The following is a 23,063-nucleotide window of genomic DNA, read 5'->3' as shown; positions in this document are numbered from 1 at the left end:
CGGTGCTCGGGATGCGACATCGAGAGGCCTCCTGCCTGGTCGGGGCGCTGCGGTATCGAGCCGGAGCGGCTACAGGGTGGTCAGCAGTTGGCGCATGGTGTCGATTTCTTGCTGCTGGGTATCGACAATGGTGCGGGCCATCTGCACCGCGTCGGGGAACTGGCCGTCCTCGATCTCGGTTTGTGCCATGTCGATGGCGCCTTCGTGGTGGGCGATCATCTGGTTGAGGAACAGTCGGGCGGCCTCGGTGCCTTGCGCATCGGACAGGGCCTGCATGTCCTCCTCGCTCATCATCCCTTCCATTCCTTCCGTCTCGGGCATGTCGTGACCTGGCATAGCGCTGGAGCTGGGCATCTGAGTAGGTTCGCCCCACTGGCCGAGCCAGGTAGTGAGCTGGTCGATTTCCGGGCCCTGGGCGGCCTTGATCTGGTTTGCCAGTGCGGTCACCGGTTCGGGAATGCCCTGTTTGGCCAGGATCATGTCGCTCATCTCGATGGCCTGGGTGTGATGCGGGATCATCATTTGCGCGAACATCACATCGGCATCGTTGTGGGCCGCAGTGTCCTCGGCGGCAGGAGTTGTCGCCGATATCGCCGCGCTCGGGGTTGTGGCGGTGGTGGTGTCGGTGTCGGAGTCGCCGCAGGCGGCCGCGGTGAATGTCACCGCCAGCGCGGTAGCGCCGACAGCGAGGGTCTTTTTGGTTTTGTTCATGTGCAGATCCTTTCCTCGAAGAGTCACAGAACAGGTGAACCAGCGGTCGGGCTCGGCCCGTCGCGTGTGCCGGGTCTAGGTTCGGTAGGAAACGGTGGTCATCATTCCGGCCTCTTGGTGGTACGCGTTGTGGCAGTGCATGGCCCATTGGCCGGGGTTGTCGGCGTCGAATTCGATCTCGACGGTGCGCATCGGACGGATCGTGACGGTGTCTTTGCGAACCCCGCCGTCGACGAGGGCGAACGTGTGCCCGTGCAGGTGCATCGGATGGAACATGTCCGACATGTTGCGCAGCCGCATCCGCACCCGTTGACCCTCCCGCACATCCAGCGGTGCGCTATCGGGATGAGCCCGGCCGTTGAGAGTCCACCGATACGGTGACATGGTTCCGCCCATATCGGCGCTGAGGTAGCGGTCGTTGTCCTTGGGCGGCAGGCGCACCTGCTCCCGTGGTGACAGGTCTGTGCCCAGCAGCACCTCCCGATCGAGTTCGCCGGGGCGGGACTGCGGCGGCAGCGCGCCGGCGGCGGTGCGCACGACGGCCTGCCCGTGCCCGGTTTTCCCTTCTGCCTGCGCGAACAGCGGGAACACGCCGTCGCCGAGGGTGACCAGCACGTCGAACCGCTCACCCATGCCGATCAGCAGGGCGTCAGTGTCCCGGGGCACGACGGGGAAGCCGTCGGTGTGGGTGACCGTCATGCGGTGACCGCCGAGGGCGACGCGGAAAGCGGTGTCCGCGCCGGCATTGACGAACCGGATCCGCGCCCGCTGCCGCGGTGCGGCGGTCCACACCATCGGATCCTGCGGGACCCGGCCAGCGACCAGGAAATGCGGATAGGTGACGTCACCGGCGCCGCCGAGCACCGGTGAGCGCATCGTCTCCTCGCCCATATCCATGCCGTCCATGGATCCGTGGTCCATCCCGCTCATCCCGGGGCGGCTCGTGTCGCCTGCGGTGCTGCTGCCGATGCCGAGTTGGCGGGCGACATCGTCGGGAGTCCGGCCCGTACCGTCGAGCCAATCGTCGAGTACCACGACCCAGTCGTGGTCGTAACCGCCGGGCTCGTGCGGATCGTCGACGATCAGGGCGCCATAGAGGCCACGGTCGAGCTGAAGCCCGGAATGGGAATGGTAGAAGTAGGTGCCCGCGTCCGGCACGGTGAACTCGTAGGTGAACCCCGCGCCGGGCGCGATCGGGTCCTGGGTCAACCCGGGCACGCCGTCCATGTCATTGCTCAGTGCGATGCCGTGCCAGTGCACACTGGTCGGCACCTCCAGGCGGTTGTGGACCTGCACCCGCAACAGATCCCCGGCCCGCGCCCGTATCAGCGGCCCGGGCAGGTTCTGGTCGTAGCCCCAGGTCGAGACGATGCGACCCCCCAGATCCACGTCCACCGGGCGCGGTGTCAGCCGTGCCGACACCACCGGCTGGCCGGGAGTACGGCGCTGCTGCTCGAGACGTCGCACAATCGGCGACGACGCCGTGACCGGCGAACCTCCCAGTGAACCCGACCCGGCGCAGGCCGCCAAAACCCCGGCGCCGGCGAGCACCGACCCGACCAGGAAGGACCGGCGGTTCACCTCACTCACGAACGTGCCCCTTCCGGACGTCGCCGTCGGCGGTCTCGAAGGTCTGCGCCAGTAGCTGACGGCGCGCGACGAACTCGTCGGCGTCGATGTCCCCGCGAGCGAAACGCGACTCCAGCATCCGCAGTGGATCGGAATCGGTAGGGCGCGCCGAGTCGCCGGCCCGGTCGGTGCGGAACAGTGCTGCCATCAGGTAGATCACCGCGGCCCAGAACACGAGCATGCAGACGGCCATGACGGTCCATCCCGCCCAGCCGGTCTGACTCACCCAGCCGGTCATCATCCTCGCCTCTTTTCCTCGAGTTCGGGTGCCCAGCCTGGTGCGGCTGTCCCGCTACTCCGGTAGAGGTCGTATGAAGATTTGCTCAAGAAGCCGCACCGCGGCGTCGGCGCCGCTGTGGTCCGGTGAAGATGAACACCATGGCCTCCGCTACGCGCACCCCCGCACCGGCCCCCGACTCCGTCCCGGCGCAGCGCCCGCCCACCGGCCTGCGCGCCATGGTCGTCGAGGACGAAGCGGCGCTGGCGAGTCTGCTCGGCAGCTATCTGGAACGCGACGGATTCGATGCCACGATCACCGGCGACGGCCACGATGCTGTCTCGCTCGCCCGGGAGGTCGATCCAGACGTTGTGGTCCTCGACCTGGGGCTGCCGAGTCTGGACGGGGTCGAGGTGTGCCGGCAACTGCGCACCTTCTCCGATGCCTACGTCGTGATGCTCACTGCTCGTGCCGAGGAGGTCGACACCCTGATCGGGTTGTCGGTCGGTGCCGACGACTACCTCACCAAACCGTTCAGTCCCCGCGAGTTGATGGCCCGCGTCCAGGCCATGATGCGCCGCCCACGTACCGCCACCACCCGGTCGGCAGGCTCGACCAACGCACCCCGAACCCGCGTCTTCGGCGACCTGGCCATCGATGCCGACGGACGCGAGGTCACCGTCGACGGCGTGCCGGTGGCGCTCACCCGAACCGAGTTCGACGTCCTGGCCGCCCTGGCGCGCGATCCCGGTGTCGTGCTCACCCGAGCCCAGCTGATCGGCGCGGTGTGGGGCCCGAGCTGGATCGGGGACGAGCACCTGGTCGACGTACACATCGGCCATCTGCGCCGCAAACTCGGCGACGACGCCGCCCGCGGCCGCTACGTACGCACCATCCGCGGCGTCGGCTACCGGATGGGTAGCGGAGAATGAACCCCCCGCTCCCCGAACCCGACGCCGCACCAGCAGCGGTCGAACGACCCGGGACCGGTTCGAGTTTCGGCACCCGCCTGTTCGTCGCCCTGACTCTCGTGGTGATCGGATGCGCCGTCACCGCTTGGCTGGTCGCTTCGGCGTTGGCGCCCGGTATCTTTCACGATCATCTCGGTCAGGCCGGTATTCACGACTCGAGCCAGACCGCTCACGTCGAGGAAGCCTTCACTCAGGCGATCGTGCTCGCCTGGGGGCTGGCGGTCGCGGTCGCGGTACTGCTGGCCTTGGCGGTGAGCTGGTACATCACCCGCCGCGTCCAGCGATCGCTGGTCGCCGTGACCACATCCACCGCCCGGATCGCGGGCGGCCACTACGACACCCGCGTCCACAGCCCCGGGCTCGGCCGCGAATTCGACGAACTCGCCGTCACCGTCAACGAACTCGCCCGCCGACTCGACGCCACCGAAACCACCCGCCGCAGAATGCTGGCCGACCTCGGCCACGAAATGCGCACGCCCATCGCCACTCTCGACTCCTACCTCGAAGCGCTCGACGACGGTGTCCGCACCTTCGACAACGACACCCGACAGGTCCTGCGCTCAGCCATCCACCGGCTCGAACGCCTGGTCGAAGACATCACCGCGGTCTCGCGCGCCGAGGAACACCTCACCCGGATCCGGCCCGTGCCCACGACCACCGCCATGCTGGTCACCCACGCCGCCCAGGCCGTACGCGAACGATACGACAACAATGGCGTCGCGCTCCACGCCCATATCCAGGACTCCGCCGCCGTATCCGTCGATCCCGATCGCCTTGGGCAGGTACTGGCCAACCTGCTCGACAACGCCCTGCGCCACACCCCGCAGGGAGGCGAGGTCACCCTCAGCACCCGGCGAGTAGGGCACCGGCACGTCGAAATCACCGTCACCGACACCGGAGAAGGTATCGCCCCCGACCATCTCGACCACCTCTTCGATCGCTTCTACCGGGCCGATACCGCCCGCGACCGCCGCCACGGCGGCAGCGGCATAGGCCTGACGATCACCCGCGCCCTAGTCGAAGCCCACCACGGCCGGATCCGGGCACACAGCGACGGTCTCGGGCAGGGAGCACAATTCACCATCGAACTGCCCACCAGTGACCGCTGACCACCAGTGACCCTTGTCGGCGGACGTCGACCCGGCTCCCGTCCGGCCACCGCAGAGATTGCCTCGGCCGGACTCACCCCTGGCCGGTCGCCGGGACATCCGCCGAAATCGCGCGGATAGGCATCGAGGTCGGCGTCGCCCCCGAGTTGGCCCGGGTCAATCGGGTATCGGTCGCTGCCGGTGCGCGCCAGTTGTTCTGGCAGGTTCCGGACGTGGCGTGCTCGTCGGAGAGACGGTGGCCGGTCAGCGCTGTAACTGTCGGCTGCGTCCTATGCCGGGCAGGAATCGGCCCACCCGGGTGGTGTAGTCGGTGTAGGCGGAGCCGTGGACCTGCTGCAGATAGGGCTCTTCGACTGCGCGGACCTGTGCCTGCACACCGGCCAGGAGCAGCACGCACCCGGCGACCGCCACCGGGTTGGGCACCATCAGGGCCAGTCCTGCGAAGGTGACGAGCATGGTGGTGAAAATCGGGTTGCGCACGCAGCCGAACACACCGGTGGTGACCAATCGGGTGCGTTCGGTGTCCTCGACGCCGATACGCCAGGAGGCGCCCATCGCCAGTTGCGCGCCGAACGTCGCCGCCACGCCCGCCACCGCCACGACCACACCGGCGACAGCGACAGCGGGCTGGTCGGCGAACGGGATCGGTGCCAGCCCGGCCAGGTCGGCCAGCGGTGCGGCCAGGCCGGTGATCAGGCCACCGGTGACGAATCCCCAGTGCGCCCACCACTGCACCGATCCCGGTGCCGGGCGGAACTGCCGGATACCGGTGTCGCCAGTGCGGCGGCGCTGGATCAGCACCCGCGCACCTCCGGCTACCAGCGCGAACATCGCGAACACGACGAGTGCGGCGATAGCCATCACCGTTCACCCCGCCCGTTCGTGCCGGTCTGCGGGGTTACTGCTCGTCCGTCCCTCATTGGTACCGCTTTCCCTCGATGTGATCGCCGAAGCACGATTGATCGAGATTTAAAGCTATCATCGCCTTATGGCGATTAGTGGTGATGGATGCCTGGCCGGTGTGGAAGGTCTGGATCCGGCCGTGGCGTTGTTCCACAGCCTCTCCGACGGCACGCGGTTGGCGATCGTGCATCGGCTGGCCGCGGGTGAGGCGCGGGTGGCGGATCTGATGGCGGGGTTGGGGTTGGCGCAGTCGACGGTGTCGGCGCATGTGGCGTGCCTGCGCGACTGCGGTCTCGTTGTAGGGCGTCCGCAGGGCCGGCAGGTGTTCTACAGCCTGGCCCGCCCCGAGCTGATGGATCTGCTGGCCTCGGCGGAGACGCTGTTGGCGGCGACCGGGAATGCGGTGGCGTTGTGCCCGAATTACGGCACCGACTCCACCGGTTCTGCCGAGGCGAGCGCGGCGGTGCGGGGATGAGCGACGCGTGCGGCTGCGGCCACGACGAACCCACCGGCGAGAACGGTGAGGCCGAGGAGCGGGAGCCGGAGAAACTCTGGGAGGTCAGCGAACTGCGGGCCGCCGCGGTGGCGGGAGTGCTACTGGTCGCGGCGCTGATCGTCGGCTGGACCGGCGGCCCGCACCCGGTCGAACTGGGCTTGGAGATCGCCGCCCTGGCTGTCGGCGCTTACACCTTCATTCCCCCAACCCTGAAACGCCTGGCGAAGGGCAAGATCGGGGTCGGGACGCTGATGACGATCGCCGCGATCGGAGCGGTGATCCTCGGCGAAGTCGGCGAGGCCGCGATGCTGGCGTTCCTGTTCTCCATCAGTGAGGGCCTGGAGGAGTACGCGGTCGCACGCACTCGCCGCGGCCTGCGCGCCCTGCTGAACTTAGTGCCCGATCGGGCCACCGTGCTGCGCGGCGGCACCGAGACCGTGATCGCGCCAGCGGAGTTGCGGGTCGGGGACCGGATGCTTGTGCGCTCGGGCGAGCGGCTGGCCACCGACGGGGTAATCACCGACGGCCGTAGCGCGCTGGATGTTTCGGCGATCACCGGCGAATCGGTGCCAGTGGAGGCTGGGCCGGGCGCGGAGGTGTTCGCCGGGGCGATCAACGGTACCGGCGTCCTGGAAGTCGAGGTCACCACGACCGCCGAGGACAACTCCCTGGCGCGGATCGTGCGGATCGTGGAAGCTGAGCAGGCCCGCAAGGGCGAAGCCCAGCGCCTCGCGGACAAGATCGCCAAACCACTGGTTCCCGGGATCATGGTCGCCGCGGCCGCGATCGCGGTGATCGGTGCGGTGTTCGGTGATCCGGTGGTGTGGATCGAGCGGGCGCTGGTGGTGCTGGTCGCGGCGTCGCCGTGTGCGCTGGCGATCTCGGTGCCGGTCACTGTGGTCGCGGCGATCGGTGCGGCGAGCAAGCTGGGTGTGCTGGTCAAGGGCGGCGCCGCCCTGGAAGCGATGGGCAAGGTCCGCCAGGTCGCGCTCGACAAGACCGGCACACTGACCGCGAACAACCCCGCCGTCGTCGAGATCGCCACCGCCGACGGCGTCGACCGGGACCGGGTATTGGCGGTCGCGGCCGCGCTGGAATCCCGCAGTGAACACCCCCTCGCGCGTGCCATCCTCGCCGCCGCTGACACTGTTACCCCCGCCGGTGATGTCGAAGCCGTCACGGGCGCCGGGTTGACCGGCCTCATCGATGGGCGCCCGGTGCGATTGGGTCGTCCGGGCTGGATCGAGGCCGGGCCGTTGGCCGGTGTCGTGGAACGCATGCAGCACGCGGGCGCGACTGCGGTTCTAATCGAAGACGAGTCCAGGGTGATCGGGGCGATCGCGGTCCGCGACGAACTTCGCCCAGAAGCCCGCGAGGTCATCGCGCGCCTGCACGCCGGCGGAGCGCGGGTGTCGATGCTGACCGGCGACAACACCCGCACCGCCGAAGCCCTGGCCGCCGAGGCGGGCATCGATACCGTGCACGCGGATCTGCGTCCGGAGGACAAGGCCCGCATCGTCACCGAACTGCGGCAGGGCCGGTTCACCGCGATGGTGGGCGACGGCGTCAACGACGCACCCGCCCTGGCCACCGCCGATCTCGGGATCGCGATGGGCGCCATGGGCACCGACGTCGCCATCGAAACCGCCGACGTCGCACTTATGGGCGAAGATCTGCGCCACCTGCCCCGCGCACTGGACCATGCGCGACGGGCCCGCTCGATCATGCTGCAGAACGTCGGCCTGTCGCTGGCGTTGATCACGATCCTGATCCCGCTGGCGTTGTTCGGGGTGCTGGGATTGGCGGCGGTGGTGCTGGTGCATGAGCTCGCTGAGATCGTGGTCATCGCCAACGGTGTCCGCGCCGGCCGTACCAAACCCCTGTCCCCGGCCCCGACCCTGGCGGTGAAAGCCTCGCCCGCACTGGCCGGTTCACCGTCATGACCGCCGCCACCGCGCCACCGGCCACCCCTGCTTCGGGTTCGGTGGCGCGGTGGCGCGGTGGGGTGGTGTTCACGCCGGGGTTGATGGCGTTCACCGGCCGCATCGGAGACACGGCCGCACACGCACATGCGGCGGTGCAAGTGTTGTTCGTCGCCGACGGTGCGCTCACTCTCACTGACAGAGCGGGGCGCACCGCGGCCGCCGGTGTGGCGATCATCCCGCCCGGTGTCGCTCACCAGGTGAGCGCCGAACCAGGGACCACGGGGTTCGTGGCGTTCCTCGATCCCGACAGTGCCGCCGCGCGCGCGGCGGTGTCACGGATGGAGGGTCTGCCTGCTGATCAGGCCGACAGCTGGGTGGCCGCCGGCTGCCCGCGCCCGCCGGCACTTGCGCTCACCCCCGCCCCGGCCAGGCCGCAGCGAGCGCATCCGGTCGTTGCCGACGCGCTGCGTGCCGCGGCTGAGTGGCCGGGTGGCCCGCCCGCGCTGGGTGAACTCGCTGCCCGGGTGGGGATTTCGGGCAGCCGCCTATCGCATGTGTTCACCCAGGAGGTCGGGTTGCCCTATGCGGCGTGGCGGCGCTGGACCCGCCTGCATCAGGCTTTCGCTGTCGTGCGCGCAGGTGGTTCGCTGACCGCAGCCGCGCACAGCGTCGGGTTCGCCGACAGCGCCCACCTCACCCGCACCTGCCGTGAGCTGATCGGCATCACTCCCACCGCGGCACTGATCGCCACCGGCTGGCGACCAGAGCCGGGCACCGCCGGCCAAGTCGGCTGATTTCTTCAAGCCTCCAACCGGTCCGGACGTGAGGCTGGATCCATGTTTACGCTCGTCCGTCCGCTCATCCGCTACGGCTACGCCCCGTTCATGCTGCTCGCCGTCAACGGCGCCGGCATCGCCCTGGCCGCTACCGGCGCCAACAAGCTCTTGTTGATCGTCTTGCTCGCTGTCGCGGTCGCTGTGTCGTTCACCGCCGAACACCTACTGCCTTACCAAAGGTCTTGGAACACCTCCCGCGGCGATGCCGGCCGCGACACCGCCCACAGCTTCGTCAACGAAACCCTCATCCTCGCCAGCGTCGCCGCGATCCCCGCCCTGGCCGCGCTCATCCCCGGGGACGGGATCTGGCCGGGCAGTTGGCCGTTCGTGGTGCAGGTGTTACTCGCGGTCTTGGTCGCCGACCTCGGGATCACCCTGGCCCACTACGCCAGCCACAAAATCGGGATCCTGTGGCGGTTCCACGCCGTGCACCACAGCGTCACCCGCTTCTACGGGCTCAACGGCCTGATGAAACACCCTCTGCATCAAACCCTCGAAATGACCGCCGGCGTCACCCCGCTACTGCTCGCCGGGGTCCCGGTCCCGGTCGCCGCCGCACTGTCGCTGGCTGTGGCGGTGCAACTGCTGCTGCAACACTCCAACGCCGACTACCGCATCGGACCGTTCAAACACATCCTCGCCCTGAACGAAGGCCACCGCTTCCACCACCTCAAATGGGCCGGCATCGGCGACGTCAACTTCGGACTGTTCACCCTCATCTGGGACCACCTACTCCGTACCTACAGTTACGACCCCCACCAGCGCTTCACCAGCGCAGACCTCGGCATGGCCGCCAAGCCCGACTACCCCACCCGCTACCTCGCCCAGCTCGCCGAACCCTTCACCCGCCACGGCGCCTGCCACTTCGCTCCCGACACCAGCAGTACGCCGGGGACCGGCGAACAGGTCAGGACAGCCTGACCACCGATTCCACAGGACACATCAACCCTTCGAAAGGACTGGCCATGCCGACCATTCCGCCCGCCGCACGCGCCCGCTACCACGAGGAAATGCTCGCGGCGAAGACCACACCCGACCCCGAACAACGCTGGACCCACCTGGAATGCGCACACATCCTGTCCCAACCCGACCCCTGGCTGCACACCCGCAACCACATCGCCATGTTCACCCTCGCCGTGCGCCAGCGCGACCGTCGCGAAGCCCTCGGCCAAGTGGTACGGATTATCGTCGCCGCACCCGGATCACTGGCCGGCCTCGCCCCCGAAGGCAACACCGGCCGTGCCCACGTCGGCCTCCGCCAAACCATGCCAACGCCGCCGGACCTCGACGCGCTCCTACAAACGGCGGCATAACTTCACCGCCTCCTGCGCTCGCGTCGAATAGCGGCCCATTATCTGTGGCGAGTCGGACCGGTGAGGTTGCCCGTCCCGTCCGGAACCGATCACCGCCGGCGAGGCCGCGAACGCCTGACTACCGGGCTGGTGACGGGTGGAACCTGTACGACCTCCGGCACTAGGCGACCGCCGACGTCGGCCATCTCAGCCGCACCTGGTACTTCGGTCGGCTCCCGGCCGCGGAAAGGTTCGCTCTTGCCCTGGCGGGCTGAAGCCGGTGCCGCGGCCGGGCAGCCGATCGGGGGGTTGGCCTATACCAGCGATGCTGTGTAGCCGAGTTCGGCGATTGCGGTGACCACCTGTTCGGGGCTGGTGTGGGTGAGGTCGAGGTCTACGGTCGATTGCTGTTTCTTCACCGAGGTCTGGCTGCTGAGGACACCGGGGAGGTCTTCGAGGGTGTCGTCGACCAGCAGTGAGCAGCTGCCGCAATGCATGCCCTCGACGCGGAATGTGAATATGGGCAACGGATGATCCTTATCGGTCGATGGTGAGCAGGCCGGTGTACATGCCCATGCCGCAGGCGTAATCGAGGCGCCCGGGTTCCAGGACACCGAGATCGATTCGGGTTTCTCCGGTCACGGGCAGAATTTCCTGGATGCCCAGGCGGGGTATGACCAAGGAGCGAATACAGCCCTGAGTGCCGTCGGTCTCGACGACGAGCGTGGTCGGCAATCCTGCTTTGACCGCGACGTGGTCGGGCGCGTAGGCGTTTGTACGTGCGGTGATGGTCACCGTCTGCACTCCGTCGGCGACAATCGCTGCCGAGGCGTCCGCCGGAGCCGGCCCAGTTGTGAACGTATCGGCGAGTCGCCCCGCCGCCAGCGGCGATCCAGCCAGTTCGAGACCACCGTTGAGGGTGTAGAGACCCATACCCAGAACCAGCACTCCAGTCGCGACCGCCAGGCGGCCACGCCACGCCCCGGCCGCAACTCTGACCACATACCCGAGGACAACGAACAGCGGACCGGTGCCGAGCACGAACACGGCCATGATCGCCGCGCCCTGCCACGGCGATCCAGAAGCCAGGGCCAACGCCTCGACCGACAGAGTGACCCCGCACGGCAACAGGATCGTCAGGACACCGAGCAGCGCCGGCGCGACCGCGGTCTGCAAACGGGCGCCTTTGCGCACGACCCGCATCCAGGAGGCCGGTGGTTCGATGACGATCTTGCGGAAACCGGGCACTCCGAGCTGAGCGAGAGCGAAAACGATGATCAGCAGCCCGGCCCCGATCTGCAGCCAGGTGCGCGCGGCGACCGACAGCTGAACAGCACTGCCCAGCCCGCCGAGCGCGGCGCCGAGCAGAGTGTGTGAGACCAGTTTCCCGATCAGGAAACCGGCGACCGGAGTGAGGTCTTCACCGACCCGCGCCCATATTCGGCGCGGCGGGGCGGGCGTAGTGGTGCGCTGGCGGGCGATCATCCCGGTCAGCAGTCCGCCTTGAACGGCGGCACATGAGACGCCTCCGGCGAATAGGCCGGTAGCGAGCACAGCAACAAGATTCACGAAAGGTACTCCTGCGTGAGGAAGAGCATGGACAGGCGAAAGTGCCCCTCGACGCCAGGGGCGTCGGGGCCGGCGGTTCGTCGAGTGACGACCCGCTGTCCGCCCGTTTACGTCCGCATCACGCAGAGTTCGGTGAGGTTGGGCGGGCGCGGGAGTGCACCCGTGAACCGCCGACCGGACCGTGGAAACGCGCAACGCACGAGGGAGACCTCGCTGCCGCGCGCCAAATGCACGGTTGCTGCCAGCAGCGCCAAGAACATCGCCAGGCAGGCCATCGTTATCCCGGCCGGTGGCATGGGCCCGAGATCCACCACTCCCACAGCAAGCGCCCCGGTCACCGGTATCACCGCCGCGCCGCGGTCATGATGGAGTGTTTCCTGCGAGGCGTCGGGCTGCGGTGTCGACACCACCTGGGAAACACTGTGATCGGCCGGGCCCGCCATCGACATGCCCATCGTGTCGCCCGCACGGCAATGCCCGCTCTGGACGAGCGCGATCCCTATCAGCGCCGCCAGCATCACACCGAGCCGAAGTAATCCGGCTCGCCGTGCAGGAGAGGCGACGCTGACCACGGCGGCGATCCTACTGAGCATCTCTCACCGGCCTGCGTCGGCCCCTGCAGTGACGTCGGAGCTCGGCGCCGTGCGGTGACAACACACGAGTGACCGCCTTCGGCCGGGGCGAAGCCAACATTTTCCCCTGCCGACTTGCCGGCCGCTAATCGCCTGGTGGTCGCTCATGCTCGGATTCCGATTCGACCTCGGCTCACCGTCGGCGCGGCCTGCTTGTCGCTCGCTGTGGTGAGAGTCGCACCAGTGAATACCCCAGGGGGTATATATTCGAGCAGTGAAGATAATACCCCGGGGGGTATAAGTGAGGCTTTTGCCGAGCTCGACCGGAGAGGCGGAGGAACATGACGGAGACGACGACGGCTCGGCCGCCGGATATGGCTGAACTGGGGCGAGTGGGGGTGTTGGCGCGGTGGGGGTCTGTGATGGCCGGTCATGCCCGGGTGGTTTTCGGTGTGTGGCTGGTAGTGCTGGTCGCGCTCGGTGCTGCGGCGCCGAGTGTGTTCAGTTCGTTGGCCGGCGCGGGGTGGCAGGCCAACGGTTCGGAATCCGTGCAGGTTCGCGAGCTGGCTCAGCGGAACTTCGGCGGCAATTCTTCGGCGGCGGTGCAGGTGGTGGTGCATTCCGATACCGCGCAGCTCTCCGATCCGCAGATGCAGACCGTCCTGGATGAGGTGTCAGCGGTGTTCGCCGGTGACTCCCGGTTCGGGGCAGTGATCGCCCCGCAACCGGGAATGACGATCAGCCCGGACGGCCGCACCGGCATTCTGATCGCGGGGGCGAACGCGTCGGCCGATGATATGGTGCGCGCTGTCGATGAACACAAAGCCGAGTTGACGGCACTCTCGGGTGAGGGTGTCGAGGTGTATCCGACGGGGGCCTCGGCGTTGTGGAGTGATTTCAACAAGGCCAATCACGACGCGATGATCCAGGCGGAGCTGTTTTCGTGGCCGGTCACGCTGCTGATCATGGTGCTGGCGTTCGGTTCGCTGGTCGCAGCGGGATTACCGCTGCTGTTGACAGTGGCCGGGTTGGTGGCTTCGGCCGGTGGCCTGGTGTTGCTGAATCAGGTGACTCCGATTTCGGTGTGGGCGATGAACTTCGCGATGATGTTCGCCCTCGCGCTGGGGATCGATTACGCGCTGTTCATGGTCGCCCGGTTCCGTGATGCGCTGAGCAAATCCGCCGATGCGCGACGTGCGGTCGCCGAGACGATGGCCACCGCGGGCAAGGCCGTGGTGTTGTCGGGTCTGACTGTGCTGGTGAGCCTGTCGGCGGTTCTGCTGGTGCCGGCGCCGGCGGTGCGCACGATGGCGGTGGGGATCATGCTCGCGGTCGTGTTCGTGCTGGCTGCGACACTGACGCTGCTGCCGGCCGCGCTCGGCGCCCTCGGTAAGCGGATCAACGCGGCGGCGTTGCCATACGCAACCCGCCAGCAGCATCGCTCGTCGTGGTTTGCCCGGTGGGGGCGGCTGTTGCACGAACGGCCGTGGCCGTTCGCGATTGCCGGAGCGGGAGTGTTGATCGTGCTGGCGCTACCGGTTCTCGGGTTGAAAGTTGCGATGCCCTCGATCCAGGTGGTGCCCGCCGACGCGCCGGTGCGGCAAGGCTACGAGCTGGTCCAGCGCCAGCTCGGTGACGGTGCACCCGGCACGTTGCAGATCATCGCCCCCGCCGATCAGGCCGACAGCACCGCCCAGGCAGCGGCAGGGGAGGGGATCGCGATGGTGACGCCCGCGCAGCCGGCCGCCGATGATTCCGGGTGGGTCATGATGCAGGCCCTGCCCGCCATGGACCCCTCCGACAAGCGTATGAGCACGGTGCTGGACGAGTTGCGGGATCGGTTGCCCGACCGAGCCTTGGTCGGCGGCGCGCCCGCGGAGAACCTGGATCTGCAGCAGGCTCTGAACGATTACCTGCCGATCGTCGTCTCGGTGATCCTGGTCCTGGGCTTCGTGCTGCTGCTGGTCGCACTGCAGGCCCCGCTGATCGCCGTGTTGGGGACGCTGGTCAGCCTCGGCTCCACCGCCGCGGCGTTCGGGGTGGCGAAGCTGATCTTCCAGGACGGCCACGGCGCCGGGCTGCTCGGCTTCACTCCGCAGGGGTTCCTCGACGGGTGGGGTCCGGTGTTCTTCTTCGCCATGATCTTCGCGATCGCGATGGACTACACCGTGTTCCTGCTGGCCAGCGCGAAAGAACAGTTCGAACGCAGCGGCGATGCCCGGACCGCGGCAGTGGAGGGGCTGGCCCATTCCGGGCGGGTGATTTTCGCCGCGGCGGCGGTCATGGTCGCGGTGTTCTTCACCTTCGCCCTCGCCGAACCGCTGCCGCCGAAGGAAATGGGCATCATCCTGGGTGTCGCGGTCTTGCTGGACGCTCTGATCGTGCGGCTGGTCCTGCTGCCGGTCATCCTGCGGCTCACCGGCCGGGCGGCCTGGTGGTCACCGGCCTGGATGCGCCGCGTTCTGCCACGGATCAGTTTCGCCCATCACTAACAGGGCGGCCGTTATACCCCAGGGGGTATTGTTGGTTGTTCGGATTGATAAGAAGGAGGACGCCGTGGTCGGCGACGAAGACAGCATTGCCCAGGTTCTCAACCGGCTGCGCCGGGCGCACGGGCAGCTCGCCGGGGTGATCACCATGATCGAGCAGGGCCGTGACTGCAAAGACGTGGTCACCCAGCTCGCGGCCGTCTCGCGGGCCCTGGACCGGGCCGGGTTCAAAATCCTGGCCACTGGGCTACGCGAATGCCTCGACGAGTCGAAGGAATCCGGGGAACCGTTGACCGTGGCCGAACTCGAAAAACTGTTCCTCGCCCTCGCCTGAACCACGGGTACCGATGAAGGCGGACCCAGAAAGGACGACATGCCGAGCTCACCGTTGACCGATAGGGGCTGGACCATCGCCCGGTTGGTACCGCTGCTGGCCGGGACGCTGGTCCTGGCCGGTACCGTGGCGGCCGCGACGATATCGGCATGGTGGCTGATCGTTCCGGCGCTGGTGGGAGCCAACCTACTTCTCTACAGCGCGGTCGGCTGGTGCCCGGCCACTCTGCTCATGCGCCGCGCGGGCGTCACCTCCGGGGTCTGCCCACCCGGCCACGCCTGACAACTCAGCCGAGGAAAGGTGCTTTACGTCATGGAAATCGCCCTGTCGACCACACTGCACACCGGCTTCGACGAGGCCGTGGACGCGGTCCGGGAAGCCTTGGCCGGGCAAGGTTTCGGGATCCTCACCGACATCGATATGGCCGCCACGTTGAAGGCCAAACTCGGCCACGACATGGAGAACTACCGCATCCTCGGTGCCTGCAATCCGCCGCTGGCGCAGCAGGCGGTAGGGATCGATCGCCAGATCGGGTTACTGCTGCCCTGCAACGTCGTCGTACGCAGCGACCCTCACGACACCGGACTGATACGCGTCGAAGCCATGAATCCGGAACTCATGGTCGAAGTCACCAGCGACCCACGACTCCGCCCGGTCGCCGCGGACGCTGGGGCCCGCTTGGCCGCCGCACTCGAAACCCTCGACTCAGCTGCCTGACTCGACCATGATGGCGGGCTCGGTCCCGCTGTTGTCGTCGTCCGCGCTACCACCGGTCGGCCGCGGCGCGCCTGCCCTCCGGCGCCAGGCGGATCAGGCTACTCACGGTTCTCCGCAGGCACCGTATTGCCGTGCGGCGTCAGCATCGCCAGGGTGATCGCTATAAGTATCAGCACGGGGACATCACCCGCCAGGTGCTGCCATTCGGTTGGGGCGCGCGCGGCATGCCAGGTCATGACAGCGGCGTGGGCCAGGCTCGACCACACCGTGAACCAGATGAGGGACAGGTGACCCAGTGGGTGGCGGGAGGCCCGGATCAAGAAGACTCCGAGTACTGCGTAGATTACCGCGATCATCTGCTCGTACTCGGGCTGTGCAGGCTGCCAGCGGAAACCTGCGGGCCACAGATGGATCAATGGATATACCCCGGCGATGAACGCGATGCCGGTCAGCAGGAGCGCTATCCGCAGCCGTCCCAGATGCTGCATGTCCGCCTCTTCTCGTCGATGTCGGTGCGGCCTATCTGTGCGGTCGGCGGCGACAACGTCTGTAGCTGGCTTCTGTTGTCAGTGGTGGCGGTGGGGTGTAGTGGTGGGCAGTGTGAAGGCTGCGGTGCGTACGGTTCCGCGATGTTTGAAGTCGAGGAACAGGCGGTAGACGCCCGGTCCGGGGACCAGGGTGTGGAAGGTGATGTCGGGGCCGGGGGCGGTGGCACCGTCTCCGGGTTCCCCGTTGGGGTGGACGTGGACGTAGGCCAGGTCTCCGGCCCGCAGGACGACCAGGTGGCCGAACGCTGCGAGGTAGGGCTGTAGATCGGTGACCGGGGCTCCGTCCTTGCGGACGGTGAGGGTCAGTTGCCGGCCTTCGCCGGCGACCAGGTCGCCGCCCAGTTCGACTTCGTACCCGTCGACGACTGTGGTGCGAGCCGGTTCCGGAATCGGTAGCGGTGCATAGTGTCCTGCGACGGCGAGGTCCGCGCCGAGGGTGATGGTGCGGCCGAGTTCGCGCGGGGCGATATCGGTGAATACCCGGTATGCGCCTGCTTCGGGCAGGTCCAGCTGTACCGACCAGGTGCCGTCGGCGGCGCGCTGGGGATGTACGTGCCAGAAGCCGGTCAGTTCGCGGCGGGCGACGATCAGATGCAGTTCTTTGTCGTGGATCGGGGTGTAGTCGGTGACCGGCTGCCCGTCGGGACCCAGGATTCGGAACCGGAACTCGATCTCACCGGGTTGCACGAGGGTGTCCGCCAAATCCAGTGAGTATCCGTCCTGTGTGATCAGCAGACCGCCCGGGAACGCGCCGGCGTCATGACCGGCGTGGGAGTGGTGGCCGGCGTGGGCGGGTTTCGGGTCGATGTGACCGTTGTGGCCGCTGTGAGTAGCGGTGGTCGCATGTGCGATAGACCCGCCGCGGGCCTCCCCATGGTTCGCGTGGTGGCCGTGGCCTGCGTGGTGAGCGTGGTTCGAGGGGTTCATTGCAATTTCCTGTTCTCGTCGTCAGTGGGACGAGAGGAAACATATACCCCCCAGGGGTATACTGCAAGAGGGGCTTCCTTCCGGAAGGAAAGGGGCCGATCAGGTATTGGGGCGAGCTGCCTGGGGTGCGACCGGGTGGCGTGGTGTCGGCCCCGTCAGGTGCTGCCGCCGGAAATCGCACCGTCTACATCGATCGCGCGTTGACCGAACTACGCGGCCACGGCCATCCGGTGCTGGATGTGGACGCTGCCGGACTCTCACCGTTCATCCGGACGGATATCGGCATCGATGGCCACTACGGCTTCCACCTGCCTGAACTCGGCGGAACACACCGGCAGTTGCGCGATCCCGATACTCCCGACGAGGACTGAGAGTGTCGACAGGTGAGGTCCTCGGTGTCGCTCATGCTCTGGACCGCCACATGCCGCGTGGTGGCTACTGTTCGGCTTTGTGGCGCCGGTAGTGCCGGGCCACGCGCATACGGTTGCCACACAGAGCGGGTGAGCACCAGCGCCGGCGCGAGTTGGTGGGCAGGAACCAGATCACGCAGTCGTGGGCGTCACATTGCCGGATCGTGGTGACCGCGGGATCGGCCAGCAGGTGAGCGGCAGATTCGGCGAGTTCGGCGGCCAGACGTTGTCCGGGCGTGCCCGCACGCCGGCGGGCGGCGGTCAATCCGGCGTCTTCCCACCTCAGGTGCGTGACCGCGGGGGCTGCGAGTTGGGCGCGTTCGAGCGCGAGTAGGTCGAGCCGGTGTGGGCATTGCCCGCGACGGGTGCGCTCCAGGGCGGCCGCGATGTGGCCGCGGATCTCGCGGACTGCGGCGACATCGGCCGCGCTGATGTCGCCGTCGAGTTCGGGTAGCCGGTGGGCTTGGGCCGTGTACCAGGCGCGCAGATCGTCGGGGGTTTGCAGCAGGTCGCCGAGGGAGGGGGTGGTGTTGATCAGATCCAGCGGCAATGGCTCGCCGAGCAAGGGGAAACGGCCGGTCACAAAAGCTAATGCTACACACCGGATTGACACATTAGCCAGGGCTCGATACCTTACGGGGGTATCCCATGATGAGGAGATGTGAACATGACCGAGGTAGTCGGCACCGCGGCGGACAAGGGCGGCAAGACGTCACCCGCGGCGGTGGCTTCCTTGTTCACCATCGCGACGGCTCAGTTGATGCTGGTGCTCGACGACTCGGTGGTGAACGTGGCGCTGCCCAGCATCCAGCGGGAACTGGACGTACGCGCGGTGCATCTGTCGTGGGTGGTGAATGCCTACATCCTGGCGTTCGGTGCGTTGCTGATGCTCGGTGGCCGCATCGGGGACCTGTGGGGACGGCGCCGCACCGTGCAGGTCGGTTTGATCATCTTCGTGGTCGCCTCGCTCGCCGGTGGTCTGGGGCAGACCGCGGGCATGCTGATCGGGGCGCGCGGGCTGCAAGGGCTGGGTGCGGCGCTCATCGCCCCCAACGTGCTCGCCCTGATCACCACGACCTTCGCCGAGCGCAAGCTGCGCGACACCGCGTTATCGCTCTATGGCGCGATGTCGGGTCTGGGCATCGTGATCGGCCTGCTGGCCGGCGGCGTGCTGACCGGCACCCTCGGGTGGCGCTGGGTCTTCTTCATCAATATCCCCATCGGGCTGCTCGTGCTGCTGGGGACCCGCACCCTGGTCGCCCCGCAGCCGCACCGCGGACAACTCGGCACCCTCGGCGCCGTGCTCGGTACGGCAGGCACGTTCGCCCTCGTCTACGCGATCACCCGCTTCGGCGAAGACGGCTTCACCGACCCGATCGCACTGATCGCCGCGGGCGTGGCCGTCGCTGTCCTGACAGGTTTCGTGCTCACCCAGGCACGCAGCCGCAACCCTCTCGTCCCGCTGAGCCTGTTCCGCGACCGCAACCGCACCGGCGCCTACCTCACCATGCTGCTGCTGGCGGTGGGACCGATGGGGTCGCTGTATGTGCTGACGCTCTACCTGCAGCGGGTACGTGACTATTCGCCGATCATGACCGGTCTGGCGTGGCTACCGTTCGCGGTCGGCATCATCCTCGGTGCGGGCCTGGCTCCGAAACTGCTGCTGAGCCTCACCCCGCGCCTCGTCGCCGGCGCGGGCGCCATTCTCAGTGCGCTCGCGGCGCTGTGGTTCTCCACGATCACCACGACCAGCGGCTACTGGTTGCATCTGGCACCGGCGATGCTGATGTCGGCACTCGGGTTCGGTCTCGGGGTGATGGCGCTGACCCAGGCGGCGGTCTACCACGTCGACAGCGACAAAGCCGGAATCGCCTCAGCGCTGCTCAATTCCGCGCAGCAGATCGGTGTCGCGCTCGGTATCGCGGTCCTCGCCGGTGTCGCCGCCACCGTCACCAGCGGTTCCGCCGAGCCCGAACCCGCCGCCCTCACCGACGGCTACAGCGGTGCATTGTTGGTGGCGTTCGCGATGCTGCTGACCGCCGCCGTGGTCGCTGTGTTGTTCCTCCGTGGCAACACAAAAGAGCCGATGCCCACGGGCAGGTCTGCCGACACCATGCACTGAACACCCCTCGCCTGCCCGGGCCCTCTCATCATGAGCTTCCACACCTGAGCTCGACCAACGAAAACAAGCAAAGGACCAACGATGCACTCGCACAACGACGAAGCGAAGTTCATGGCCGACATCAAGGAAGCAGCACCGGAGATGGTCTCGGCCTTCTTCGGATTCGACAAGGCCGTGTTCAGCAAGAACACCGGGAATCTGGATCTGGCCACCCGGGAGCTGATCGCGGTCGGCGTCGCGGTGACCACGCAGTGCCCGTTCTGCATCGAGGACCACGCCAAGCGCGCCGTCAGGGCCGGCGCTTCCAAGGCCGATGTCGCCGAAGCGGTCATGGTCGCCGCCGCCCTGCGCGCCGGCGGCGGCGTCACCCACGGATGGAAGGCGATGAAGAGCATCGCCGAAGACGAGTAATCCGCCTCCTTCTCGTCAAGGGAAGTGAGGCTCAGAACATACGGGGCAGCGATTCGACTGGGGTGTCTCGGCCGAAGCCACTCTCGCGGATGCGCATGCACAGCCCGGGCCACGCCCACCACCCTCACACCGACCGCCATGATCATGAGCAGCACCATCGCGCCGTCTCACCGATCCAGGATCTGCGGTAACTCCTCAGCGTGACGCTTCTCGTCAATGTTCCCGAACCCCATCATCCGCTCGCGTGGTGCTATACCCTTACCCCGTAACCCTAAACTTGAGGATGTCGCCGATGCCGCTGCAAGACAGTTACTTCGAACGTGACGGAGGGCGGATCGCCTACCGGATCACTGGAGCCGGGCGGCCCCTCGGGTATGCGCACGGAGTGCTGCTCAGCCGTGCGGGCGTGCGCGGGCTGAAGTTGTTCGATATCGAGGCGGTGGCCGATGGTCGTCGGCTGCTTACCTACGATCAGCGCGGCCACGGACGGTCGAGCGGGCGCCCGCGAGCCGAGGATTATCTGTTCGAAAATTTCAGCCGTGACCTGCTCGGATTACTGGATGCAGTCGGCATCGACGAACCGATGGACTTCGTGGGTTCGTCGTTGGGCGCCGATGTAGCACTGCGTTCTGCGATCGCCGCGCCGCAGCGGTTTCGCCGCCTTGTGCTGATGATCCCGCCGGTTGCCTGGGAAACTGGCCCTCAGCAGGCGCGTAATTGGTATACCGACGCGGCCGAGGCCATCGATTCCGATGGGCCGGCGGCGTGGCTGGACCGGTGGGCCGAGGGCGAACCGCTCCCGATCTTCGCCGACTACCCCGAGTTCGGGTTCACTCCCGACGTCCCCGACGAGTTGCTCGCGCCGATACTGCGAGGCGTAGGGCGCTCAGATCTACCGGATCCGGCCGAGATCGCCACACTCACCCACCCGACATTGATCTTGGCGTGGGACACCGACCCGTTGCACCCGGTATCGACCGCTGAAAAGTTGCGTGAGTTGCTCCCGAACGCGACCCTGCATATCTCGACCTCGGTCGCCGATATCAAGACCTGGACTGACCGTACGTCGGCATTCCTGGTCGACTGACCGCTGGTCTGTGATCGGTTGAGGCGGTGCAGCGCGCCGGCCGCGACTGCTCCGAATGATCAGCGCCGCCAACATCACACCGAGCTGAAGACACCGGCTCGCCGTACAGGAGTGAGGCCGCTGACCACGGCAGCGATCCTTGCTGACCATTATCCGGCCCGGGGTGGTGCCTGCACGGTGGCCGGCGCCACCCCGGCCGGGCGTCACATCATCGGGCAGTTGCCCATAGCGCGGCACATCCAATCGCAGATCATTTGCAGCGGATTCATCGGTATACCTCCTTTCGGGGTCGGTTCGGTCGGGTGGTATGGGTTGGGTCGGTGCGAGAGCCGCTGCCTCGGTGGGGTTTCCGCGGCGGACGTGATAGTCGCAGCGCGGTGTGCGGCCGAGGCGGCGTCATGGGCATCGAGCTGTTGCGGGCGGCTCGGTCTAAGGGGTTCAGGGCGAGCGGCCCGTCATGAAATTGCGGTGCCACTTCCATCACCTTGGAGTGGGTGACCGGGTTCAGCGTGAAGAACCCTGCGCTGGTTCGCGGTCCTGACGGTCGGAGAGCTCCTGTGAAGGATGGGTGGCCGTCTGTTCCGTGTGCGATCGATCGAGCCGATGGAGCGCGAATGCCGACAGTGCTCCGATGAGGGCGAGCCCGGCCCACACCGCCCAGTCCGCGCCGGCATCTCGGGCGGCGCCGACCACCGCGCCGGTGGCGAGGTTGCCGGCCAGGATGCCGACACCGACGATTGTGTTGTAGAAGCCGTAGTGAGTCGCCACCAGTCTTCCGTCCGCAAGCGAGACAACGGTGTCCATTTCGAAGGGGAACACTGCGGCGGTCCCGACAGCCAGGACAGCTGTGGACAGGAGTAACGCGACGACCGCGGCGCCGGTACCGAATCGTCCGGGCCCGGGTATCACGAGCAGCGGCAGGAACGCCGCGGCCAGTATCGCCATACCCACCGCGAGGCTGCGTCCGGTTCCCCAGCGCGCCTTGAACCACCCGGTGATGCGCAGCTGCCCGGCCACGGCGACCACACCGGAGACCACGAACAGCGCCGAGACGAGCACTTGTGATTGCGCGCCGGCGAGGTATTCGGCCTGCAGCGGTAAGGCCAGATACACCTGGAACGACAGCACATACGAGCCGATCATCGTCAGCGAGAACAGCAGGAACCGGCGGTTGGCCGCCACCGCCCGCCAGTCCTGCAGGATCGAGGTCTGTTCGGCGGGCTTCTGCTCGCGCCGAGCCGGCAGGGCGGCCAGCTGTGCCACGGTCAGGGCTGCGAATACGACGGCCGCGGCCGCAGCGGTCACGCGGAAGTCGAGGAACATCAATGCCAGACCGACCAGGGGCCCGGCCAGGATCCCGGCTTGGTAGAAGATGTTGAATACCGCGAAGGCTTCGACGCGGCGTTCGCCGGTGTCGGCGGCCAGATAGGCGCGTACCGCGGGGTTGAACAGTGCGCCGGCGAAGCCGGTTGCGGCGGAAGCGATGAGTAGCCCGGGCAGTGACGTGGTGAATACGAGCATGGCGAAGCCGCCGGTGCGCAGCAGACAGCCCGCGACGATCAAGGGTTTGTAGCCGAGCCGGTCGGCAAGGGTCCCGCCGATGAGGAACATGCCCTGCTGGGAAAAGTTTCGTACCCCGAGTACGAGACCGACCGCCCAGGCCGCCAAGCCCAGCGGTCCGGCAAGGTAGCCGGCGAGGTAGGGCATCAGCATGTAGAAGCCGAGGTTGATGCCGAACTGGTTGATCATCAACAGCCGTGCGGCGAGGTCGAAGCTGCGGAAGCTCCT

The 23,063-nt window shown here is 67.3% G+C and carries 26 protein-coding genes; 15 read left to right on the top strand and 11 right to left on the bottom strand.

Annotated elements, in window-relative coordinates:
* Positions 1 to 69: 69 nt before the first annotated feature.
* The 3 genes from FEK34_RS15705 to FEK34_RS15695 all read right to left on the bottom strand — a co-directional run bounded on the left by FEK34_RS15705 (position 70) and on the right by FEK34_RS15695 (position 2,578).
* Entirely contained in the window at positions 70 to 711 is a 642-nt protein-coding gene (locus FEK34_RS15705; protein WP_040793572.1) for a DUF305 domain-containing protein, read from the bottom strand.
* 75 nt (positions 712 to 786) lie between these two features.
* On the bottom strand, positions 787 to 2,301 hold the full coding sequence (locus FEK34_RS15700; protein WP_040793571.1) for a multicopper oxidase family protein: 1,515 nt from the start codon (positions 2,299 to 2,301) through the stop codon (positions 787 to 789).
* Positions 2,294 to 2,578 (bottom strand): SHOCT domain-containing protein, encoded by a 285-nt coding sequence (locus FEK34_RS15695; protein ID WP_040793600.1) that lies wholly within the window; start codon positions 2,576 to 2,578, stop codon positions 2,294 to 2,296. Before FEK34_RS15695 ends, FEK34_RS15700 begins: the two co-directional genes overlap by 8 nt.
* A gap of 140 nt (positions 2,579 to 2,718) precedes the next feature.
* Between FEK34_RS15695 and FEK34_RS15690 the strand changes: the two genes are divergently transcribed.
* A complete protein-coding gene (locus FEK34_RS15690; RefSeq protein ID WP_171048232.1) occupies positions 2,719 to 3,489 on the top strand; it encodes a response regulator in 771 nt (256 codons plus the stop codon).
* Positions 3,486 to 4,637: a sensor histidine kinase gene (locus FEK34_RS15685; RefSeq protein WP_040793570.1), complete on the top strand. Its 1,152-nt coding sequence runs from the start codon at positions 3,486 to 3,488 to the stop codon at positions 4,635 to 4,637. Before FEK34_RS15690 ends, FEK34_RS15685 begins: the two co-directional genes overlap by 4 nt.
* Before the next feature lie 243 nt (positions 4,638 to 4,880).
* Here the strand turns inward: FEK34_RS15685 and FEK34_RS15680 are convergent, their stop codons facing one another.
* A complete protein-coding gene (locus FEK34_RS15680) occupies positions 4,881 to 5,498 on the bottom strand; it encodes a methyltransferase family protein (protein WP_051133680.1) in 618 nt (205 codons plus the stop codon).
* Positions 5,499 to 5,625: 127 nt separating this feature from the next.
* Here FEK34_RS15680 and FEK34_RS15675 point away from each other — a divergent pair, with 127 nt between their 5' ends.
* Genes FEK34_RS15675 through FEK34_RS15655 form a run of 5 tightly spaced genes read left to right on the top strand, consistent with a single transcriptional unit; the run spans position 5,626 to position 10,110 of the window.
* Positions 5,626 to 6,015: an ArsR/SmtB family transcription factor gene (locus FEK34_RS15675; protein WP_040793569.1), complete on the top strand. Its 390-nt coding sequence runs from the start codon at positions 5,626 to 5,628 to the stop codon at positions 6,013 to 6,015.
* Positions 6,012 to 7,979, top strand: coding sequence for a heavy metal translocating P-type ATPase (locus tag FEK34_RS15670; protein WP_040793568.1), 1,968 nt, complete (start codon positions 6,012 to 6,014; stop codon positions 7,977 to 7,979). The genes FEK34_RS15675 and FEK34_RS15670 overlap by 4 nt, the downstream gene beginning before the upstream one ends.
* Entirely contained in the window at positions 7,976 to 8,755 is a 780-nt protein-coding gene (locus FEK34_RS15665; RefSeq protein ID WP_051133679.1) for a helix-turn-helix transcriptional regulator, read from the top strand. Before FEK34_RS15670 ends, FEK34_RS15665 begins: the two co-directional genes overlap by 4 nt.
* 42 nt (positions 8,756 to 8,797) lie before the next feature.
* A complete protein-coding gene (locus tag FEK34_RS15660) occupies positions 8,798 to 9,718 on the top strand; it encodes a sterol desaturase family protein (RefSeq protein ID WP_040793567.1) in 921 nt (306 codons plus the stop codon).
* 44 nt (positions 9,719 to 9,762) lie between these two features.
* Positions 9,763 to 10,110: a DUF3703 domain-containing protein gene (locus FEK34_RS15655; protein WP_040793566.1), complete on the top strand. Its 348-nt coding sequence runs from the start codon at positions 9,763 to 9,765 to the stop codon at positions 10,108 to 10,110.
* Positions 10,111 to 10,403: 293 nt separating this feature from the next.
* On the opposite strand, the gene FEK34_RS15650 is transcribed toward FEK34_RS15655, so the two are convergent.
* From FEK34_RS15650 to FEK34_RS15640, 3 genes are all read right to left on the bottom strand, one after another.
* Positions 10,404 to 10,616, bottom strand: coding sequence for a heavy-metal-associated domain-containing protein (locus tag FEK34_RS15650; protein WP_040793565.1), 213 nt, complete (start codon positions 10,614 to 10,616; stop codon positions 10,404 to 10,406).
* A gap of 10 nt (positions 10,617 to 10,626) precedes the next feature.
* Positions 10,627 to 11,658, bottom strand: coding sequence for a sulfite exporter TauE/SafE family protein (locus tag FEK34_RS15645; protein WP_040793564.1), 1,032 nt, complete (start codon positions 11,656 to 11,658; stop codon positions 10,627 to 10,629).
* Positions 11,659 to 11,765: 107 nt separating this feature from the next.
* Complete coding sequence (locus FEK34_RS15640; protein ID WP_138448545.1) at positions 11,766 to 12,230, bottom strand: hypothetical protein; 465 nt, start codon at positions 12,228 to 12,230, stop codon at positions 11,766 to 11,768.
* A 341-nt stretch (positions 12,231 to 12,571) separates the two neighbouring features.
* Between FEK34_RS15640 and FEK34_RS15635 the strand changes: the two genes are divergently transcribed.
* The 4 genes from FEK34_RS15635 (at position 12,572) to FEK34_RS15620 (ending at position 15,770) form a co-directional block, all read left to right on the top strand.
* A complete protein-coding gene (locus tag FEK34_RS15635; RefSeq protein ID WP_040793562.1) occupies positions 12,572 to 14,722 on the top strand; it encodes an MMPL family transporter in 2,151 nt (716 codons plus the stop codon).
* Between the two features lie 64 nt (positions 14,723 to 14,786).
* Positions 14,787 to 15,053 carry a metal-sensitive transcriptional regulator gene (locus FEK34_RS15630; RefSeq protein WP_040793561.1) on the top strand — a complete coding sequence of 89 codons (267 nt, stop codon included), beginning with the start codon at positions 14,787 to 14,789 and terminating at the stop codon, positions 15,051 to 15,053.
* 39 nt (positions 15,054 to 15,092) lie between these two features.
* Complete coding sequence (locus FEK34_RS15625; protein ID WP_040793560.1) at positions 15,093 to 15,335, top strand: YgaP family membrane protein; 243 nt, start codon at positions 15,093 to 15,095, stop codon at positions 15,333 to 15,335.
* Between the two features lie 30 nt (positions 15,336 to 15,365).
* Positions 15,366 to 15,770 carry a DUF302 domain-containing protein gene (locus FEK34_RS15620; RefSeq protein WP_040793559.1) on the top strand — a complete coding sequence of 135 codons (405 nt, stop codon included), beginning with the start codon at positions 15,366 to 15,368 and terminating at the stop codon, positions 15,768 to 15,770.
* 98 nt (positions 15,771 to 15,868) lie between these two features.
* Here the strand turns inward: FEK34_RS15620 and FEK34_RS15615 are convergent, their stop codons facing one another.
* The gene (locus FEK34_RS15615; RefSeq protein ID WP_040793558.1) at positions 15,869 to 16,258 is read right to left on the bottom strand and encodes a DUF6632 domain-containing protein; all 390 of its coding nucleotides are present in this window, start codon (positions 16,256 to 16,258) and stop codon (positions 15,869 to 15,871) included.
* Between the two features lie 78 nt (positions 16,259 to 16,336).
* A complete protein-coding gene (locus tag FEK34_RS15610; RefSeq protein WP_228805996.1) occupies positions 16,337 to 17,020 on the bottom strand; it encodes a hypothetical protein in 684 nt (227 codons plus the stop codon).
* Positions 17,021 to 17,388: 368 nt separating this feature from the next.
* On the opposite strand from FEK34_RS15610, the gene FEK34_RS15605 reads away from it, so the two are divergent.
* Positions 17,389 to 17,616 carry a hypothetical protein gene (locus tag FEK34_RS15605; protein WP_138448544.1) on the top strand — a complete coding sequence of 76 codons (228 nt, stop codon included), beginning with the start codon at positions 17,389 to 17,391 and terminating at the stop codon, positions 17,614 to 17,616.
* Between the two features lie 64 nt (positions 17,617 to 17,680).
* Here FEK34_RS15605 and FEK34_RS15600 read toward each other — a convergent pair whose 3' ends face one another.
* Positions 17,681 to 18,238, bottom strand: coding sequence for a CGNR zinc finger domain-containing protein (locus tag FEK34_RS15600; RefSeq protein ID WP_040793557.1), 558 nt, complete (start codon positions 18,236 to 18,238; stop codon positions 17,681 to 17,683).
* 84 nt (positions 18,239 to 18,322) lie between these two features.
* On the opposite strand from FEK34_RS15600, the gene FEK34_RS15595 reads away from it, so the two are divergent.
* The 3 genes from FEK34_RS15595 (at position 18,323) to FEK34_RS15585 (ending at position 21,275) form a co-directional block, all read left to right on the top strand.
* Entirely contained in the window at positions 18,323 to 19,777 is a 1,455-nt protein-coding gene (locus FEK34_RS15595) for an MFS transporter (protein ID WP_083874791.1), read from the top strand.
* An 81-nt stretch (positions 19,778 to 19,858) separates the two neighbouring features.
* Positions 19,859 to 20,188, top strand: a complete 330-nt coding sequence (locus FEK34_RS15590) for a carboxymuconolactone decarboxylase family protein (RefSeq protein ID WP_040793556.1) — start codon at positions 19,859 to 19,861, stop codon at positions 20,186 to 20,188.
* Positions 20,189 to 20,480: 292 nt separating this feature from the next.
* Positions 20,481 to 21,275, top strand: coding sequence for an alpha/beta fold hydrolase (locus FEK34_RS15585; protein WP_040793593.1), 795 nt, complete (start codon positions 20,481 to 20,483; stop codon positions 21,273 to 21,275).
* Between the two features lie 504 nt (positions 21,276 to 21,779).
* Here FEK34_RS15585 and FEK34_RS15580 read toward each other — a convergent pair.
* Positions 21,780 to 23,024: an MFS transporter gene (locus tag FEK34_RS15580; protein WP_083874790.1), complete on the bottom strand. Its 1,245-nt coding sequence runs from the start codon at positions 23,022 to 23,024 to the stop codon at positions 21,780 to 21,782.
* Positions 23,025 to 23,063: the final 39 nt, after the last annotated feature.

Source organism: Nocardia cyriacigeorgica (assembly GCF_005863245.1).
GTDB classification, from domain to species: Bacteria; Actinomycetota; Actinomycetes; order Mycobacteriales; family Mycobacteriaceae; genus Nocardia; species Nocardia cyriacigeorgica_C.
The sequence above is the reverse complement of the archived record's forward strand: the minus strand, read 5'-3'. Positions and strand labels throughout refer to the sequence as shown.